Raw genomic sequence first — 16,039 nt, 5'->3', positions numbered from 1 at the left:
CACGCTGTTGAGTTCTCAAGGAACGGACGCTTCCTTTGGATCGCCTTCCGGCTTTCCTCCGGGCTTCCCTTCGGTGTTTCCAACCTTAGCTGCTTTCCCTCCCAGCGCCTAATCGGCTCCGGTTGGCCATTCCAACAGGAATGCAACGCAGCACAAACAGATCCGAATCCGGATCATGTAGTGGTTGGCGGCCGCCCTGGTGATCCAGTCGACGGGTCCATCGGACTTCCGTACAGGTGACCGGCACCGCCTCAGGCGACTCGATCTACATTACGACCACGTGTCCCGCGAGTCAAGTCTCGCTGCGGGCCCGTGCCCTGGGCCGGTGGGCGCGGTACGGGCTGACCGTCGGATCGTCCCCGACCCAGAACCGCCAGGGGTGGACGGCTCCTTGGCCCGAGACCCCGGTGCGTGGGCCGCTCCGCACGGCGCTCCGTGAGGTGGGGCGGCCCAGGTGGATCGCCAGCGGCGCCGTCGCCCCTCCCTGGCAGAGGTCCGTCCCGCCGAGCGAGCGGTCCACATCCAGAGCCGTGGCCAACCGTGCCGGTCCGCGCGCCAGTTCGTGATCGCGGCGGGCGGTGGCGCGACGTGGACGGACCAGCTCGGCCCCCTCCAGCACCTCGCCGGCCCGCAGCAGCACTCCACTCGCCCGGCCGGGAGGCCCGCAGACCGCGTTCAGGCAGTGCCACATCCCGTAGGTGAAGTAGACGTACGCGTGCCCGGGCGGGCCGAACATCACGGCGTTGCGCTCGGTCCGTCCCCGGAAGGCGTGCGACCCGGGGTCGTTGGCCCCGTCGTAGGCCTCCACCTCGGTGATCCGGAGCCGTACGGTGCCCTCGCCGGAGTGGCGCACCAGAGTCCGGCCCAGGAGGTCGGGGGCGACCTCCAGCACGGGCCGGTCGAAGAAGGAGCGGGGCAGCGGGGCGTCGGAGGCGGGCAGATCAGTCATGCCCGCCAGTATCGCGCCTGCCGCGGGGCGGTCGGGCCGGCCGCCGTCGGCAGGAGGGGGCGGAGCGCGGTGACGCGGTACGGTGCGCCGGGCCAAGGCTGCGGGCCGAACGGGCTGTTGATCATTACCCTGTCCGGGACAGGTTGCAGCGACGAGGAGGTCCCCATGCCCGAACCGCGACGGCGTCCACTCCCCCACGACTTCCACCCGCCGGTCGAGTCGTTCACCGTGCTCAGCGACGACGTGCTGGACGGCATGGCGCTCAAGGACGACCAGGTCAAGGCCAAGGGTGACACCTCGCCCCATCTGCGCTGGGCCGGTGCCCCCACCGGCACCAAGAGCTTCGCGGTCACCTGCTTCGACCCGGACGCGCCGACCGGGAGCGGCTACTGGCACTGGTCGGCGTTCGACATCCCGGCCTCGGTCACCGAGCTGGCGCGCGGTGCGGCCGCGCCCGGCCGCGGTGGCATGCCGTCGGGCGCGGTGCAGGTGCGCAACGACGGCGGCAGTCACGGCTTCGAGGGCGCCGCACCGCCGGCGGGGGACGGCGAGCACCGTTATGTCTTCACCGTCTACGCCGTCGACACCGAGCACCTCGGGCTGGACCGGGACGCCACCCCGGCGCAGGTCGGCTTCATGCTGCGGTTCCACGCGATCGGCCGCGCACAGCTGATCGGCACGTACGAGGTGCCGGCGGAGGACTGACCGGTCTGTCCCGCCGGGTTTCCCCTCCCGGTAATTCCATTGTCCCGCCTGCCGTGCCTCGGCAGAGTGGAGCCTGCCCGCGGCAGGCGGGACACGGGACCGGGAGGTGGGCGGGATGCGTCGGACGCTGGTGCTCAACGCGAGCTTCGAACCGCTGTCGGCGGTGCCGCTCCAGCGGGCTGTGGTGCTGGTGATGCAGCGCAAGGCGGTCGTCGAGCAGGCCGACACCGTCCTGCTGCTGCGGGCGGCGAGCGTGGAGGTGCAGGCGCCGCGCGTGGTCCGGCTCCGGCGCTATGTGAAGGTGCCGTTCCGACAACGGGCGCCCTGGTCCCGGCGGGGCGTCCTGGTTCGCGACCGGTTCCGCTGCGCCTACTGCGGCCGGCGTGCGACGACCGTGGACCACATCGTGCCGCGCTCGCGTGGCGGGGCGGACAGCTGGCTGAACACCGTGGCCGCGTGCGGGGAGGACAACCACCGCAAGGCGGACCGGACTCCGACGCAGGCGGGGATGCGGCTGCTGGTCAAGCCGTTCGAGCCGACCCCGGCGGAGGCGCTGCTGCTGACACTGGACGACCGGGAGGCCGCCGCGCTTCCCGACTGGCTGCGGCGGCCGGTCGCCGCCTGAGGCCGGGTCCGGCGGGGCGGACGAGCGGCGCGGCACGCGTGACGCGTGGTGGGCGGGGACGACGCGGCACGGGAAGAGACGAGAACGGCGGGGGGTCCGGCCCCCCGCGGCGGGGGGGGGGGGGGGGGGGGGGGGGGGGGGGGGAAGGGAAAGAGAAGAGAGGGGGGGGGGCCCCCCCCCGGGGGGGGGGGCACAACCGCCGTTCTCGTTCGAGGCCCGTCAGGTAAGCCGGGGCGGGGGCGGCCCGGCCGGCTTGTCCAGCTTCGGCGGACCGTCGCCGTTGCCGGTCGCGCCACCGCCACCGCCGCCCTCGGGCTGCGCCAGCTTGCTGAGGTTGCCGCCGAGGCCCTTGAGCGCCTCGCCGATCTCGCTGGGCACGATCCAGAGCTTGTTGGCGCTGCCTTCCGCGATCTTCGGCAGCATCTGGACGTACTGGTAGGAGAGCAGCTTCTGGTCGGCGTCGCCGGCGTGGATCGCCTCGAAGACGGTGCGGATCGCCTGGGCCTCACCTTCGGCCCGCAGGGCGGCGGCCTTGGCGTCACCTTCCGCGCGCAGGATCTCGGACTGCTTGGCGCCCTCGGCCTGGAGGATCTCGGACTGCCGCACACCTTCGGCCTGGAGGATCGCCGCGCGCTTGTCACGGTCGGCGCGCATCTGCTTCTCCATCGAGTCCTGGATGGAGGTGGGCGGCTCGATCGCCTTCAGCTCGACGCGGTTGACGCGGATGCCCCACTTGCCGGTGGCCTCGTCGAGGACACCGCGGAGGGCGGCGTTGATCTCCTCGCGGGAGGTCAGGGTCCGCTCCAGGTCCATGCCACCGATGATGTTGCGCAGCGTGGTGACGGTGAGCTGCTCGATGGCCTGGATGAAGTTGGAGACCTCGTAGGTCGCGGCGCGCGCGTCCGTCACCTGGTAGTAGATGACGGTGTCGATGTTCACGACCAGGTTGTCCTGGGTGATCACCGGCTGCGGCGGGAAGGGAACGACCTGCTCACGCAGGTCGATGCGGTTTCGGATGGTGTCGATGAACGGCACCACGATGTTCAGGCCGGCGTTGAGCGTGCGGGTGTAGCGGCCGAACCGCTCCACGATGGCCGCGCTGGCCTGCTGGATGACCTGGATGGTCTTGATGAGTGCGATGAAGACCAGCACCACCAGGATGACCAGCACGATGATGATGGCGTCCATCGTGTCTCCCTCTATGCGACTGGACGGGCCCGATAGCCTCGTGTGTGACGGCGACTACTTCTGGTGATCCATCACATCACGACGGCGGTCGCTCCGTCGATCTCCACGACGCTCACCTGGCGGCCCGGCTCGAAGGTCTCCGCGCCGTCGAGAGCCCGGGCGGACCAGACCTCTCCGGCGAGCTTGATCTGGCCGCGGTCGCCGTCCACCCGCTCCACCACGACGGCGGAACGTCCCTTCAGCGCGTCGATGCCCGTGCTGACGCCGGGCGGTTGCTCGCGCGAGCGTCTGGCGATCGGGCGGACCACCACGATCAGCGCAGTGGAGACCACGCAGAAGACGATGACCTGGAGCACCACGTTGTCGGTGATCCCGGCCGTCACGGCCGCGGCGACGGCGCCGACGGAGAGCATGCCGAATTCGGGCATCGCGGTCAGCACAAGCGGGATCGCGAAGCCGCCGGCGGCGATCAGCCACCACACCCAGAAGTCCACGTCTCCATGGTAGGGCTCGTAGCGGCGCAGGGACAGAGCGCGATCGGTCAGCTGAGGGGCAGACCGGCCGCCGTCCAGCGGTCCCCGTGCTGTTCGACGACGAGCGGCAGCCCGAAACAGCGCGAGAGGTTGGCCGAAGTCAGTACCTCGGCGACCGGGCCGGCGGCCAGAACCTTGCCCCGCTGGATCAGCAGCAGATGGGTGAAGCCGGGGGCGATCTCCTCGACGTGGTGGGTGACCATGATCATCGAGGGGGCGTAGGGGTCGCGGGCGAGCCGGCCGAGGCGGCGGACGAGGTCCTCGCGTCCGCCGAGGTCGAGACCGGCCGCGGGCTCGTCGAGCAGCAGCAGTTCGGGGTCGGTCATCATGGCCCGGGCGATCTGGGTGCGCTTGCGCTCGCCCTCGGAGAGCGTCCCGAAGGTCCGGTCGAGGTGGGAGGTCATCCCCAGGCGGTCGAGGAAGGCGCGGGCACGGCGCTCGTCGACCTCGTCGTACTGCTCGCGCCAGCCGGATGTGACGCCGTAGGCGGCGGTGAGCACGGTCTGGAGCACCGTCTGACTGCGCGGCAGCCGGGCCGCGAGGGCGCTGCCGGCGATGCCGATGCGGGGCCGCAGGTCGAAGACGTCCACGGCGCCGAGCTTGTCCCCGAGGATCTGCACCGTGCCGGAGGTCGGGAAGAGGTAGCTGGAGGCGATGTTGAGCAGGGTGGTCTTGCCGGCGCCGTTCGGCCCCAGGATCACCCAGCGCTCGCCCTCGGCGACCGACCAGGAGACCTCGTCCAGCAGAGCGCGTCCGTCCCGGACCACGGATACGTCCACCAGCTCCAGTACATCGCTCATGCGCGCGGTCTCTCCCATTGAAGTCACCTTGAACTCGCCCTTGCCCTGCCGGGGGTGCGGGCCCCGGCACCAAACTACGCCACCCGGCGGCGGGACCACCGCTCAGGAGGCGGTTGGCGCCCGTGGTGGCGCCCACGGCCAGGCCCGGTGACAGCCGGGCTCCGTAAGCTGGTGGGCATGCTCGAAGAACCACGTGCCGGACGACTGGCCGCCTGGGGCAACGCCCTGCTGACCGGGAGGGTTTCGCCGGACGACGCGGCGGCGGGCGCGGTCGGCCCCGACGACTCGCACCGGATGGCCGGCCTGCCGGGCGAGGCGGGCCCGGTGGGGCTGACGCTCGCCTTCGGACGGCTGCGCGGACTCGGGGTGACGGCACTGCGGGTGGCGTTGCCCGCTCCCGGGCATCCGCTGGGGCTGTGCGGGCCGCCGGAGTTCAACGCCGCCGCCCTGGAGGCGGGTGAGGCGGTGCTCGCGCCGGAGGCGGGCGTCGGTCTGGTACCGGAAGTGTCCGAGGAGCAGGCGGCCGGGGTGGAACGGGTCACGGTGGTGTGGCGGGTGGCGGAGGTCCGTCGCGATCTGCCGCCGGACGTGCCCTCGCTCTCGGAGGCGGAGCGGGAACTGGCCGTCCTGTTGCGGGAGACGGCGGAGGGCATCGCGCGGCTGGGGCTGCCGGAGGCCGGGCCGGTGGCACGGGCCGAGCTGGAGGCGTACCGGGCGCGGGCGGAGCGCGATCGTGCGCTGCTGGCGCCCGGGTACCCGCCTCGCGCGGTGCGGGTGCTGGAGCTGGCGCGGCGGGTGGCGGAGCTGGTGGTGATCGCCTCGGCGCCGGAGCACGACGGAGCGTTGTCGGCCGGTCAGAGCGCGCTGCGTGCGGAGCTGATCCGTCCGGTGGAGCGGGCGGCGCGTCGGGCGCAGGTCGCGGCGTACAACGCCTGCGCGGAGGAGGCGGCGCGCGGCGGGCGTTGACTCGCGTTCCGCGGACGTCGCGCCGCGGGGGACGGGCGCTCGGCGGTGTTCACGCGCGGACGCGTTGGATGAACTCGGCGATGTTGGCGACGGTCCGGCCGACCCTCTCCTCGGTGGTGATCGACTCGTGCAGTCGTGCGCCGCCGCGTGGTGACCTCTTTCCCCGCGCGTACAGCGAGCAGGCGAGGTCGTCGCAGATGTGGACGCCGACTGAGTTGCCCTGCTGGCCGGCTCGGCCGGCCTTGGGGGCGACCATCAGGGAGACGCCGCCGGTGTGGGGGGTCACGCAGATCGAGCACATCCCGCGGCGGGGAATGGCGGGGCCTGCGGTGGGCCGTCGCAGTGTGAGCGCCGTCGGCCCGGTGTCCAGGTCGGCGACGAGGTAGGCGCGTTCGGAGGACTGGGGGTCGCGCCAGCCGAAGTAGTCGAGGTCGGCCCAGGGGTGGTCGGCGAGGTCGTTCGGTACGGGGAGTCGCTTGGCGGCGCCCTTGGTGCAGTTGACGAAGGCGGCGCGGATCTCGGGTTCGGTCAGCGGTCTCATAGATGCGAGGCTAATTTGCCTAATAGCTTTAGGCAAACAGATAATTCCTGTAGTCGATGGAGAGGGGGCCGGCGGCGATGGCGCGCGCGGGTCTGAACACGGAACGGCTGACGCTGGCGGGCGCCGAGCTGGCCGACGAGGTCGGCTTCGACCAGGTCACCGTCTCGGCACTGGCCAGGCGGTTCGACGTGAAAGCCGCGAGTCTCTACTCGCATGTGCGCAGCTCGCGCGACCTCCGCACCAGGATCGCGCTGCTCGCGCTGGAGGAACTCGCCGACCGCGGCTCCGCGGCACTGGCCGGCCGTGCGGGCAAGGACGCCCTGGCCGCGCTGGCGAACGTCTACCGCGACTACGCCCGGGAGTGCCCCGGCCGCTACGCCGCCGCCCAGCTGCGGCTGGATCCCGAGAGCGCGGCGGCGAGCGCCGGCGGCCGCCACGCGGAGATGACCCGCGCGATCCTGCGCGGCTACCACCTCACCGAACCGGACCAGACGCACGCCGTCCGGCTGCTCGGCAGCTTCTTCCACGGCTACGTCAGCCTGGAGATGGGCGGCGGGTTCAGTCACAGCGCGCCGGACACCGAGGAGACCTGGGTACGGATGCTCGACGCCCTCGACGCCCTGCTGCGGAACTGGCCCGCCCCCTGACCGCTCCCCCACCACGGCCGGACCCGGGAACGCGAGGGCGCCCTGCCGGACCGGTCGGTCCGGCAGGGCGCCGTCGTGCAGCTACGGGCGTCAGCCGTTGAGGCCACCGTTGCCGAAGGTGGGGTTGAGCGCACCGATGACGGTGACGGTGTTGCCGACCACGTTGGCCGGGATGTGGACCGGGACCTCGACGAGGTTGCCGGAGCCGACACCGGGGGAGTTGGCGGCGACGCCCTGCGCCCCCGCGTCGGCGGCGGCGGAACCGGCGGCGGCACCGACGGCCGCACCGGCGGCGGCGATGACCAGGGCGGCCTTCTTGGCGCTGTACATGTGAATGTCCTCCTGAATGGCAATACCCACGACCCCAAGGCACGGGGTCGCACGCTGAGTAACGTCAGGGCCGGAGGACGGACACGGGCAGACCGCGCGATACCCCCGTTCGGTCCATTGGCGCCGAGCGGGGAACGACGACGGGCCCCCGCCCCCCGAAGGGGGCGAGGGCCCGGCCGGGACGCCGCCAGAGGCGTCCCGGTGCAGGTCAGAGCCCAGAAGGGTCTGTCCGGCTCAGCTACTTCACCACTTCTTGTGGTAGTGGGTGCTGCTGTCGTTGATGCAGGTGTTGCCGAAGGTGGGGTTGAGCAGGCCCACCACGTTGACGGTGTTGCCGCAGGCGTTGATCGGCACGTGCACGGGGACCTGGACCAGGTTGCCGGAGAGGACGCCCGGGGAGTTGGCGGCGACACCCTCGGCGCCCGCGCCACCCTGCGCGGCGGCGCCACCGACACCGGCGGCGAGGATGCCACCGGCCATCATGGTGACCGTGACGGCCTTCTTGAGGTTCTTCACGATGTGACCCTTCTAGCGAACAGTGCGGCCAGCTGCCGCAGCACGCACTGACCAACGCCGCAGGTCGCCCGGGGATACGCCCGGGCGTCCAGGTGTACCCGGTGGGATGAACCTTGCTCCGGGGACGGCGGCGCCCACGGCGTGGCGCGCGCCACGCGGCGATCGGCGGGGTCAGCCGGTGATACCGTGCCGCACCGCCCAGAGGGCGGCCTGGGTGCGGTCGGCCAGGTCCAGCTTCATCAGGATGTTGGACACATGGGTCTTGACCGTCTTCTCCGACAGCACCAGGTTCCGGGCGATCTCCCGGTTGGAGCGGCCCCGGGCGATCAGTGAGAGCACCTGGCGCTCGCGGTCGGTCAGCGAGCCGGTCCGTCCGGAGCCGGGGCTCTCGGAGGTCAGCAGGGCGCGGGCGATCTCCGGCTGGAGCAGTATGTGCCCGGAGTGCACCGACCGGATGGCGCGGGCGAGGGCCAGGGGGTCGATGTCCTTGTGGACGTAGCCTGCCGCCCCGGCGCGCAGCGCGGGGACTACGGTGCGCTGCTCGGTGAAGCTGGTGACGATCAGCACGCGGGCCGGGTTCTCCCGGTCGCGCAGGGTGCGCAGCGCCTCGACCCCGTCGGTGCCCGGCATCTTGATGTCCATCAGCACCACGTCGGGAAGCAGCTCCGCGGCCCGCTCGGCGCCTTCCGCCCCGTCGGCCGCCTCGCCGACGACCTCGATGTCGTCCTGGAGTTCCAGAAAGGTGCGCAGCCCGCGGCGGACGACCTGGTGGTCGTCGACGATCAGGACCCGGATGGTGTCCTCAGCCACCGGGAACCTCCATTTCGATGACGGTGCCCTGGCCGGGCGTGGAGTCGACGCGCAGCCGGCCACCGACGCCGGTGGCGCGTTCGCGCATGGAGACGAGGCCGAGATGACGGCCGGCGTCGCGGACGGCGTCCGGGTCGAAGCCGACGCCGTCGTCGGTGACGCGCAGTACCGCCGCCAGGCCGCGGCCGCCGAGGCTGACGCGGACGTGGCGCGGGTCGGCGTGCCGCAGCGCGTTGTGCAGCGCTTCCTGGGCGACGCGCAGCAGCGCCTCCTCCTGGGCGGCGGGCAGGGCGCGCGGGTCCTCGCAGCTGAAGGTGGTGCTGGCGGGGTGGGCGCGGTCGAGGACCTGGACCTGGGCGGCGAGGGTCGCGACGAGGCCGTCCTCGTCGAGGGCCGCGGGGCGCAGCTCGACGACGGCGGCGCGCAGTTCGTCGGCGGCCTCGGCGGCCAGCCGGGTCACCTCGGCCAGTTCGGCCCGGGCGCGCGCGGGGTCGCGGTCGGTGAGGGTGGCGGCGGCCTGGGCGGTGAGGCGCAGTGAGAACAGCTTCTGCGCGACGGCGTCGTGGAGTTCGTGCGCGATGCGGGCGCGTTCCTCGGCGATGGTCAGCTCACGGCCGCGTTCGTAGAGCCGGGCGTTGGTGAGGGCGATGGCGGCGTGTTCGGCGAGCAGCCGCAGCAGTTCCTCGTCCTCGGCGGTGAAGGTGCGGGCGGGGGCGGGTTCCGTCTCGCCGGGACGTGGCGGCCCGGGGTCTCTGTCGGCGAGGAAGAGCGCGCCGAGGACCTCGTCGCCGCTGGCGATCGGCATGCCGAGGAACCCCTTCAGTTCGGGGTGGGCCTCGGGCCAGCCCTCGAAGCGTGGGTCGTCCCGGACATCGGCGAGCCGTTCGGGGGTCGCGCCGCGGAGCATCGCGGCGAGCACGCCGTGCTGGCGGGGCAGCGGCCCGATCTCGCGCCACTGGCGGTCGCTGACCCCTTCCACGAGGAACTGGGCGAAGCCGCCGTTGCCGTCGGGGACCCCGAGGGCGGCGTAGCGGGCGCCGAGCAGGTCGCGGGCGGAGCGGACGATCGTCTGGAGGACGTCGCGGACCTCCAGGGTGCGGTTCATGGCCAGCAGCGCCGCGCTGACGGCGGCGAGGCCGGTCGGTGCCGGTCCGGGAGGGGTGGCCATGGCAGGCACGCTACCGCCGTGAGCGCCGCGCGCGCCTGCCGGGTCACGCGTGGTCAGCCCGGTCGTGCGTGGTGTGACTCCGGGGGCCGGCGGCTGTGAGGCGGCCCACAGGACGGAAGTCCCGCCACGATCCCCGATAGGAGAGCTGCCGGGCCCGTCGGGCCCTCCGGGGCTGGTCCGGAGGGCTGCCGGGGACGGTCCGGGACGGTCGGTCCGGGTGCTAGTCGAGGTCGTAACAGGGGGGATTGCCCCGGTATTTCCTGGCCGCTAACAATGGCTGACGTCCGACCGAATGACGTCCGACCGAATGACGTCCGACCGAAAGCCGGTTCTTCCCCCGGCCGGTACCGCAGACCGGAAGCTGAGGTTCTTCTCGATGGCAGTCACCAGCACCCCGCGCTCCCGCACCTCCCGTGCCCGCCGGCTGGTCGCGGCCTCGCTCGCCGCCGCCACGCTCGGTGGTCTCGGCGCGGTGGGCACGGCCGGTCAGGCCGCCGCCGCACCGTCCTCGTCGTCCGACGGACAGAGCATCGCCCGTGAGGTGATCGGGGACGACGCCCAGTTCCAGTGCTTCTCCAACATCGTGGAGCGCGAGAGCGGCTGGGACCACACGGCGACCAACCCGTCCTCGGGTGCCTACGGCCTGGTGCAGTCGCTGCCGGCGGAGAAGATGGCCTCGCACGGCTCGGACTGGCGCACCAACCCCGAGACCCAGATCAAGTGGGGCGTGGACTACATGAACGACCGGTACGGCAGCCCGTGCGGTGCCTGGGAGTTCTGGCAGGCCAACCACTGGTACTGACAGGTCCCGCGCCGATGGTCCCGCGCGGTGCCGGCGGGTGCGCCGGACCCCGCGCGTACCGGCCGCCCGAGCTGACCGGGTGGGCCGGGGACGGCCGGCGGCCGAGGGCGGGGAAGCCCTCGGCCGCCGCGTCCAGGAGGGGACATGACGACGGCGGCGACGCCCGGGAGAACCGGGTGCCGCCGCCGTCGTCGTGCGTGTCTGTGCTTCTGCGCGTCCGCGTTTCGGCGTGTCTGTGCGTCTCGCGCGGCTGCGCGTGCGTGCCTGTGGGCCACGCCCGACGGTCAGTCGCGCATGACCTCCGGCTCGTGCCGGCGCAGGAACTTCATCACCAGGAAGCCGCAGATCACGGCGAGCACCACCAGCATGCTGACGTCCAGCAGCCAGACCGCCGCCTCGTGGTCCCACAGCCGGTCGGGGTCGCCGGACTGGCGGGCGCCGGTGAGGGTGTTGAGGTCGGCGGTGGCGCCGGCGCCGGCGAGCGCCCAGCGGGAGGGCATCAGCCAGGCCAGCTGCTCCACGCCGAGGTTGCCGTGCACCTCGAACAGGGCGCCGGTGAAGACGAGCTGGACCACGGAGATCATGACCAGCAGCGGCATCGTCATCTCGGAGGTGCGCACCAGCGAGGAGATGACCAGGCCGATCATCATCGAGGTGAAGCCGAGCGTGACGATGACGAGGGTCATCTCCAGAGCCGGTGAGCCGAACAGCACCGCCTCGGCGGGCATCTCACGGGGCGCGAAGCCGATCAGGCAGAGGATGACGCCCTGGATCGCGGTGACGAAGCCCAGGACGAACACCTTGGACATCAGATACGCCGAGCGGGAGAGTCCCACCGCCCGTTCGCGCTCGTAGATGACCCGTTCCTTGATCAGCTCGCGCACGGCGTTGGCGGAGCCGGCGAAGCACATGCCGATCACCAGCACCAGCAGCACGATGCTGGCCTGGTTGTTGATCTGCGCCCGGTCCGTCGGGCCGTACCCGAGCCCGTACTCGGCGGGGATCACGACGCTGACCAGACCGAGGATGATCGGGAGCGCCAGCGTCAGGCCGAGGAACCCACGGTCGGCGGCGATCACCGCGAGGTAGCGCCGCATCAGGGTCCAGACCTGCGAACCCCAGCTCTGCGCCTTCTGCTGGTGCGCGGGCATGGCCGGGAGATGGGCGGTCTGGGCCTGCACGGCGTCGAGGTCGGCCGCGTAGCGCTGGTAGTGCTCGGAGCCGCGCCAGCGGCCCATCCAGTCGTAGTCGCGGTAGTTCTCGAAGGCGGAGAAGACGTCGGCCCAGTTGTCGTAGCCGAAGAAGTTCAGGGCCTCGTCGGGCGGTCCGAAGTACGCGACGCCGCCGCCGGGGGCCATCACCAGCACCCGGTCGCAGAGTCCCAGCTCGGCCACCGAGTGGGTGACGACCAGGACGGTACGGCCGTCGTCCGCCATGCCGCGCAGAAGCTGCATCACGTCGCGGTCCATGCCCGGGTCGAGACCGGAGGTCGGCTCGTCCAGGAAGATCAGCGACGGCTTGGTGAGCAGTTCCAGCGCGACGGAGACCCGCTTGCGCTGGCCGCCGGAGAGCGCGTTGATCCGCTTGGTGGCGTGGTGGCCCAGTTTGAGCTCGGCCAGCACCTCCTCCACGCGGGCGTTGCGCTCGGCCTCGCCGACGTCGCCGGGGAAGCGGAGCTTGGCGGCCAGCCGCAGCGCCTGCCGGATCGGCAGCGCGGTGTGCAGGATGTCGTCCTGCGGGACCAGGCCGATGCGGTGCCGCAGCTCGGCGAAGTGGGTGTAGAGGTTGCGGTGGTCGTAGAGGACCTCGCCCTCGGTGGCGGGGCGGTAGCCGGTGAGGGCGCGCAGCAGCGTCGACTTGCCGGAGCCGGAGGGGCCGATGACACCGACCAGGGACTTCTCCGGGACGCCGAAGGAGACGTCGTTGAGGATGGTGAGCTTGTCGTTGTTGACCTTGACGGTCAGGTGACGGGCCGAGAAGGAGACCTCACCGGTGTCGACAAACTCCTGGAGCTGGTTGCCGACCAGCCGGAACGTCGAGTGGCCGATGCCGACGGTGTCGTTCTGGCTGAGGACCTGCCGGCCGTTCTTCTGCATCGGCTGGCCGTTGACGTAGGTGCCGTTGTGGCTCCCCAGGTCGCGCAGCTCGAAGCGGCCGTCGGGCGTGGCGGAGAACTCCGCGTGGTAGCGGGAGACCTGGAGGTCGGAGACCACCAGTTCGTTCTCCAGCGCACGGCCGATCCGGGTCACCTGGCCGACGGCCAGGTGGTGGAAGGTGGTGGCGGCCCGGCCGCCGAGGTCCGGCTGACCGGGGCCGGCGGTCCCGGCTCCGCCGTGGGCGGGCTGAGACGCCGTCATCCCCACGCCGCCGGCGGACGCGTACGCCTGCTCGTACTGCTGCGGCTGGCTCTGCTGCGGCAGAGCCGCGGCGTCACCGGCGAAGGTCAGCCGCGGTCCGTCGGACGCGTTGCCCAGGGTGACGACGGTTCCCGGCTGCAGCGGGAACTCCTTGACGCGCTGACCCTGCGCGTAGGTGCCGTTGGTGCTGCCGTGGTCCTCCACCACCCAGCCCTGGCCACCCCAGCGCACTGTCGCGTGCCGCCAGGACACCCGGGTGTCCTGCAGGACCAGGTCCCCCTGTGGATCACGCCCGACCGTGTAGGAGCGGGTCGGATCCAGCGTCCAGCTCTGTCCGTTCAGTTCCAGTGAGAGTTCCGGCACTCCATGCCCCACAAAGTTGTCCCCCGAGCAGCCCCCGAGCGGGACCTTGGGATGGTGAACATCGTGCGCCGACTATCCCAGGCCGGAAGCGCTCCTGGGTAATCGGCCCCCGGAAGTCACGGAGCTGGTGCGAAGTGGCGTCCGCGCCGTGACACTCCCGGTACGGAGCCCGTTCGGCGGGGCGGTGGAGGCCGCGTCCGGCGGCGGCCGCCGGCCCTGCGGACACCCTGGTCAGCGACGCCCGGCACCGCCGTCCGGGGGACGGACAGGGCCGCGTGCCCCGCGCGCAGCCACTACCGTGGAGGGCACCATGATCTCTGCCGCGCACACCACGCCGCCGGACGGTCCCGCGTCCCCCGCGGCCGGTTCCGAGACCCCGACCCTGCTCGTGAAGATATTCGGGCGTGACCGCCCGGGGCTGACGGCCGGGCTGCTGGAGACCCTCGCGGGTTTCGCCGCCGATGTCGTCGACCTGGAGCAGGTGGTGACCCGGGGCCGGATCACACTGTGCGCGCTGATCACCACCCCGGTCCACGGCCAGGACTCCGAGGGCGAGCTGCGTGCCACGGTCCACGGCTGGGCGGAGTCGATGCGGCTCCAGGCGGAGATCATCTCGGGCGTCGGGGACAACCGGCCGCGCGGCGCCGGGCGCTCCCACGTCACGGTGCTCGGTCACCCTCTGACGGCCGAGGCGACCGCCGCCATAGCGGCACGGATCACCGGGACCGGCGGCAACATCGACCGCATCCGGCGGCTGGCGAAGTACCCGGTGACGGCGGTGGAGTTCGACGTCTCCGGGGTGGACGCGGGGCTGCTGCGCAGCGAGCTGGCGCCCCAGGCCGCGCAGCGCGGCGTGGACATCGCGGTGGTCGCCGCCGGGCTCCAGCGCCGGGCGCGGCGGCTGGTGGTGATGGACGTCGACTCCACCCTGATCCAGGACGAGGTCATCGAGCTGTTCGCGGCGCACGCCGGCTGTGAGCGGGAGGTGGCGGAGGTGACCGCCGCCGCGATGCGCGGCGAGCTGGACTTCGAGCAGTCCCTGCACGCCCGGGTGGCGCTGCTGGAGGGTCTGGAGGAGTCGGTGGTCGAGAAGGTCCGCGCGGAGGTCCGGCTGACCCCGGGCGCGCGGACGCTGGTGCGCACCCTCAAGCGCCTGGGGTACCAGGTAGGGGTGGTATCCGGCGGTTTCACCCAGGTGACGGACGCGCTGCGCGGGCATCTGGGACTGGACTTCGCCTCCGCCAACACCCTGGAGGTGGTGGACGGGCGGCTGACCGGGCGGGTCACCGGTGAGGTGGTGGACCGGCCCGGCAAGGCCCGGCTGCTGCGCCGCTTCGCCGAGGAGGCCGGGGTCCCCCTGTCGCAGACGGTGGCGATCGGCGACGGGGCCAACGACCTGGACATGCTGAACGCGGCAGGCCTGGGGGTGGCGTTCAACGCCAAGCCGCTGGTGCGCACCGCCGCCGACACGGCCGTCAACGTGCCGTTCCTGGACGCCGTGCTCTACCTCCTGGGGATCACCCGTGAGGAGGTCGAGGCGGCCGACGCCGAGGCGGTGGAGGACCGGGCCGGGGACTGATCCCGGGCCGGGTGGCCACGCCGCCCCGGCTCGGGGGCCGGCCGCCCGGGGACGGCCCGCTCGGGGATCAGCCGCCCGGAGGTCAGCCGATCGAGCGTCAGCCGCCCGGGGTCCAGAACGCGGTGAGGGTCGCGGAGCCGGGTTCGACACTCCCCCAGCCCCCGTCCACCGTGAGGACGGCGAGGGCCGCGGTGGGGAAGCCGCTGCGTGCCAGCGCGGTCGTCGCCTCGGGGTCGCCGGCGCCGGTGAGGACGTCGGCGAGGCCGTGCACTCCCGGGTTGTGCCCGATCAGGAGCAGTTGGCGGGCCTCGTCCTCGACCTCGTTGATCAGCGCGATGAGTTCGCCGGGGCTCGCCTCGTAGACGCGCTCCTCGTAGCGCGTCGGTGGCCGGTGCGGCAGTTCCGGGGCGAGGAGCTTCCAGGTCTCACGGGTCCTGGCCGCGGTGGAGCAGAGGGTGAGGTCGGGCCGGATGCCCTCGTCGGTGAGGCGGCGGCCGGCCGCCGGTGCGTCGCGTCGGCCGCGCTCGGCGAGTGGCCGGTCGTGGTCGGGGACCTCGGGCCAGTCCGCCTTGGCGTGGCGGAGCAGGACGATCCGCCGCAGGTTGTCGGTGCTCATGGTCTCCAGCGTCGCACGAATCGGCCGGTCCGGCGGCGGGGTTGGCACGGCTGGGCCGGGCCGGGCCGGTTGAGCGGGCCGTCCGACGCGCGGGTGCGCCGTCGGCGCGGGCTCGGTGCGCGGCCCGCACCCTCGTGGGTCAGCTGCCGGCGAGCTTCTGCTGGGCGCGGTCGAAGAAGTGCGAGATGGGCTGCCCCCGGTCCGCGGGCTCGGGCGAGAGCGCGGAGGGCAGAGCCAGCAGGACGAGGAAGGCGGCGGCAGGCAGCAGCAGGGCCCACCACGGGAGCCGCGTCTGGGCGGGGTACCGCCGCACGGTGGGCCCGCTCCGCGCGGTGTGGGTGGGAGCCGACATCGGCTGCCTCCGTCCGGTTCGGCACCGCGCGGGCCGGTGCCCGGTCCCTGGGTGGAGGACGCGGGCGGCGCTCGGGCGGCGAGCTGTCTCGATGCTTCGAACCTACGGAAGTGCGCCCGGGCGGACCATCGGGTGACCCACCCAGTCGCCCCTGAACCTGGCCCCCTAGGGGAGGGTGGGGACAGCACCACC

Annotated in this window: 18 protein-coding genes; 6 read left to right on the top strand and 12 right to left on the bottom strand. The window is 72.4% G+C overall.

What is annotated here, in order from left to right; translation table 11 throughout:
* Positions 1-292: 292 nt before the first annotated feature.
* Positions 293-949, bottom strand: a complete 657-nt coding sequence (locus E0D90_RS14795; RefSeq protein WP_130798622.1) for a DNA-3-methyladenine glycosylase — start codon at positions 947-949, stop codon at positions 293-295.
* 165 nt (positions 950-1,114) lie between these two features.
* On the opposite strand from E0D90_RS14795, the gene E0D90_RS14790 reads away from it, so the two are divergent.
* Together E0D90_RS14790 and E0D90_RS14785 are read left to right on the top strand one after the other, a co-directional pair.
* Positions 1,115-1,654 carry a YbhB/YbcL family Raf kinase inhibitor-like protein gene (locus tag E0D90_RS14790; protein WP_130798620.1) on the top strand — a complete coding sequence of 180 codons (540 nt, stop codon included), beginning with the start codon at positions 1,115-1,117 and terminating at the stop codon, positions 1,652-1,654.
* Between the two features lie 115 nt (positions 1,655-1,769).
* The gene (locus tag E0D90_RS14785; protein WP_103502202.1) at positions 1,770-2,279 is read left to right on the top strand and encodes an HNH endonuclease; all 510 of its coding nucleotides are present in this window, start codon (positions 1,770-1,772) and stop codon (positions 2,277-2,279) included.
* Positions 2,280-2,498: 219 nt separating this feature from the next.
* Here the strand turns inward: E0D90_RS14785 and E0D90_RS14775 are convergent, their stop codons facing one another.
* From E0D90_RS14775 to E0D90_RS14765, 3 genes are all read right to left on the bottom strand, one after another.
* Positions 2,499-3,467: an SPFH domain-containing protein gene (locus E0D90_RS14775; RefSeq protein ID WP_103502203.1), complete on the bottom strand. Its 969-nt coding sequence runs from the start codon at positions 3,465-3,467 to the stop codon at positions 2,499-2,501.
* Positions 3,468-3,538: 71 nt separating this feature from the next.
* Positions 3,539-3,961, bottom strand: coding sequence for an NfeD family protein (locus E0D90_RS14770; protein ID WP_103502204.1), 423 nt, complete (start codon positions 3,959-3,961; stop codon positions 3,539-3,541).
* A 47-nt stretch (positions 3,962-4,008) separates the two neighbouring features.
* Positions 4,009-4,800 (bottom strand): ABC transporter ATP-binding protein, encoded by a 792-nt coding sequence (locus E0D90_RS14765; RefSeq protein WP_130798618.1) that lies wholly within the window; start codon positions 4,798-4,800, stop codon positions 4,009-4,011.
* 177 nt (positions 4,801-4,977) lie between these two features.
* Between E0D90_RS14765 and E0D90_RS14760 the strand changes: the two genes are divergently transcribed.
* Positions 4,978-5,766, top strand: a complete 789-nt coding sequence (locus E0D90_RS14760) for an Rv1486c family protein (protein ID WP_103529019.1) — start codon at positions 4,978-4,980, stop codon at positions 5,764-5,766.
* A 49-nt stretch (positions 5,767-5,815) separates the two neighbouring features.
* On the opposite strand, the gene E0D90_RS14755 is transcribed toward E0D90_RS14760, so the two are convergent.
* Positions 5,816-6,307 carry an FBP domain-containing protein gene (locus E0D90_RS14755; RefSeq protein ID WP_130798616.1) on the bottom strand — a complete coding sequence of 164 codons (492 nt, stop codon included), beginning with the start codon at positions 6,305-6,307 and terminating at the stop codon, positions 5,816-5,818.
* Positions 6,308-6,384: 77 nt separating this feature from the next.
* Between E0D90_RS14755 and E0D90_RS14750 the strand changes: the two genes are divergently transcribed.
* Complete coding sequence (locus E0D90_RS14750) at positions 6,385-6,954, top strand: TetR/AcrR family transcriptional regulator (RefSeq protein ID WP_130798624.1); 570 nt, start codon at positions 6,385-6,387, stop codon at positions 6,952-6,954.
* 90 nt (positions 6,955-7,044) lie between these two features.
* Here E0D90_RS14750 and E0D90_RS14745 read toward each other — a convergent pair whose 3' ends face one another.
* The 4 genes from E0D90_RS14745 to E0D90_RS14730 form a co-directional block, all read right to left on the bottom strand.
* The gene (locus tag E0D90_RS14745; protein ID WP_103502208.1) at positions 7,045-7,284 is read right to left on the bottom strand and encodes a chaplin; all 240 of its coding nucleotides are present in this window, start codon (positions 7,282-7,284) and stop codon (positions 7,045-7,047) included.
* A 243-nt stretch (positions 7,285-7,527) separates the two neighbouring features.
* The gene (locus E0D90_RS14740; protein ID WP_103502209.1) at positions 7,528-7,800 is read right to left on the bottom strand and encodes a chaplin; all 273 of its coding nucleotides are present in this window, start codon (positions 7,798-7,800) and stop codon (positions 7,528-7,530) included.
* 171 nt (positions 7,801-7,971) lie between these two features.
* Positions 7,972-8,610: a response regulator gene (locus E0D90_RS14735; RefSeq protein WP_103502210.1), complete on the bottom strand. Its 639-nt coding sequence runs from the start codon at positions 8,608-8,610 to the stop codon at positions 7,972-7,974.
* A complete protein-coding gene (locus tag E0D90_RS14730; protein ID WP_130798614.1) occupies positions 8,603-9,778 on the bottom strand; it encodes a GAF domain-containing sensor histidine kinase in 1,176 nt (391 codons plus the stop codon). Before E0D90_RS14730 ends, E0D90_RS14735 begins: the two co-directional genes overlap by 8 nt.
* 376 nt (positions 9,779-10,154) lie before the next feature.
* Here E0D90_RS14730 and E0D90_RS14725 point away from each other — a divergent pair, with 376 nt between their 5' ends.
* Complete coding sequence (locus E0D90_RS14725) at positions 10,155-10,580, top strand: aggregation-promoting factor C-terminal-like domain-containing protein (protein ID WP_103502212.1); 426 nt, start codon at positions 10,155-10,157, stop codon at positions 10,578-10,580.
* A gap of 284 nt (positions 10,581-10,864) precedes the next feature.
* On the opposite strand, the gene E0D90_RS14720 is transcribed toward E0D90_RS14725, so the two are convergent.
* Entirely contained in the window at positions 10,865-13,300 is a 2,436-nt protein-coding gene (locus E0D90_RS14720; protein ID WP_103502213.1) for an FHA domain-containing protein, read from the bottom strand.
* Positions 13,301-13,610: 310 nt separating this feature from the next.
* Here E0D90_RS14720 and serB point away from each other — a divergent pair, with 310 nt between their 5' ends.
* Complete coding sequence (gene serB / locus E0D90_RS14715) at positions 13,611-14,879, top strand: phosphoserine phosphatase SerB (RefSeq protein ID WP_103502233.1); 1,269 nt, start codon at positions 13,611-13,613, stop codon at positions 14,877-14,879.
* 97 nt (positions 14,880-14,976) lie between these two features.
* Here serB and E0D90_RS14710 read toward each other — a convergent pair whose 3' ends face one another.
* Positions 14,977-15,495 (bottom strand): SixA phosphatase family protein, encoded by a 519-nt coding sequence (locus E0D90_RS14710; protein ID WP_130798612.1) that lies wholly within the window; start codon positions 15,493-15,495, stop codon positions 14,977-14,979.
* Between the two features lie 139 nt (positions 15,496-15,634).
* Complete coding sequence (locus tag E0D90_RS14705) at positions 15,635-15,847, bottom strand: hypothetical protein (protein WP_130798610.1); 213 nt, start codon at positions 15,845-15,847, stop codon at positions 15,635-15,637.
* Positions 15,848-16,039: the final 192 nt, after the last annotated feature.

Source organism: Streptomyces otsuchiensis, assembly GCF_004305975.1.
Classification (GTDB): domain Bacteria; phylum Actinomycetota; class Actinomycetes; order Streptomycetales; family Streptomycetaceae; genus Streptomyces; species Streptomyces otsuchiensis.
The sequence above is the reverse complement of the archived record's forward strand: the minus strand, read 5'-3'. Positions and strand labels throughout refer to the sequence as shown.

Coding starts and splice junctions, on each gene's coding strand:
- E0D90_RS14795 (WP_130798622.1), bottom strand. CDS start 949: ATGACTGATCTGCCCGCCTCCGACGCCCCGCTGCCCCGCTCCTTCTTC.
- E0D90_RS14790 (WP_130798620.1), top strand. CDS start 1,115: ATGCCCGAACCGCGACGGCGTCCACTCCCCCACGACTTCCACCCGCCG.
- E0D90_RS14785 (WP_103502202.1), top strand. CDS start 1,770: ATGCGTCGGACGCTGGTGCTCAACGCGAGCTTCGAACCGCTGTCGGCG.
- E0D90_RS14775 (WP_103502203.1), bottom strand. CDS start 3,467: ATGGACGCCATCATCATCGTGCTGGTCATCCTGGTGGTGCTGGTCTTC.
- E0D90_RS14765 (WP_130798618.1), bottom strand. CDS start 4,800: ATGAGCGATGTACTGGAGCTGGTGGACGTATCCGTGGTCCGGGACGGA.
- E0D90_RS14760 (WP_103529019.1), top strand. CDS start 4,978: ATGCTCGAAGAACCACGTGCCGGACGACTGGCCGCCTGGGGCAACGCC.
- E0D90_RS14755 (WP_130798616.1), bottom strand. CDS start 6,307: ATGAGACCGCTGACCGAACCCGAGATCCGCGCCGCCTTCGTCAACTGC.
- E0D90_RS14750 (WP_130798624.1), top strand. CDS start 6,385: ATGGCGCGCGCGGGTCTGAACACGGAACGGCTGACGCTGGCGGGCGCC.
- E0D90_RS14745 (WP_103502208.1), bottom strand. CDS start 7,284: ATGTACAGCGCCAAGAAGGCCGCCCTGGTCATCGCCGCCGCCGGTGCG.
- E0D90_RS14730 (WP_130798614.1), bottom strand. CDS start 9,778: ATGGCCACCCCTCCCGGACCGGCACCGACCGGCCTCGCCGCCGTCAGC.
- E0D90_RS14725 (WP_103502212.1), top strand. CDS start 10,155: ATGGCAGTCACCAGCACCCCGCGCTCCCGCACCTCCCGTGCCCGCCGG.
- serB (WP_103502233.1), top strand. CDS start 13,611: ATGATCTCTGCCGCGCACACCACGCCGCCGGACGGTCCCGCGTCCCCC.
- E0D90_RS14710 (WP_130798612.1), bottom strand. CDS start 15,495: ATGAGCACCGACAACCTGCGGCGGATCGTCCTGCTCCGCCACGCCAAG.
- E0D90_RS14705 (WP_130798610.1), bottom strand. CDS start 15,847: ATGTCGGCTCCCACCCACACCGCGCGGAGCGGGCCCACCGTGCGGCGG.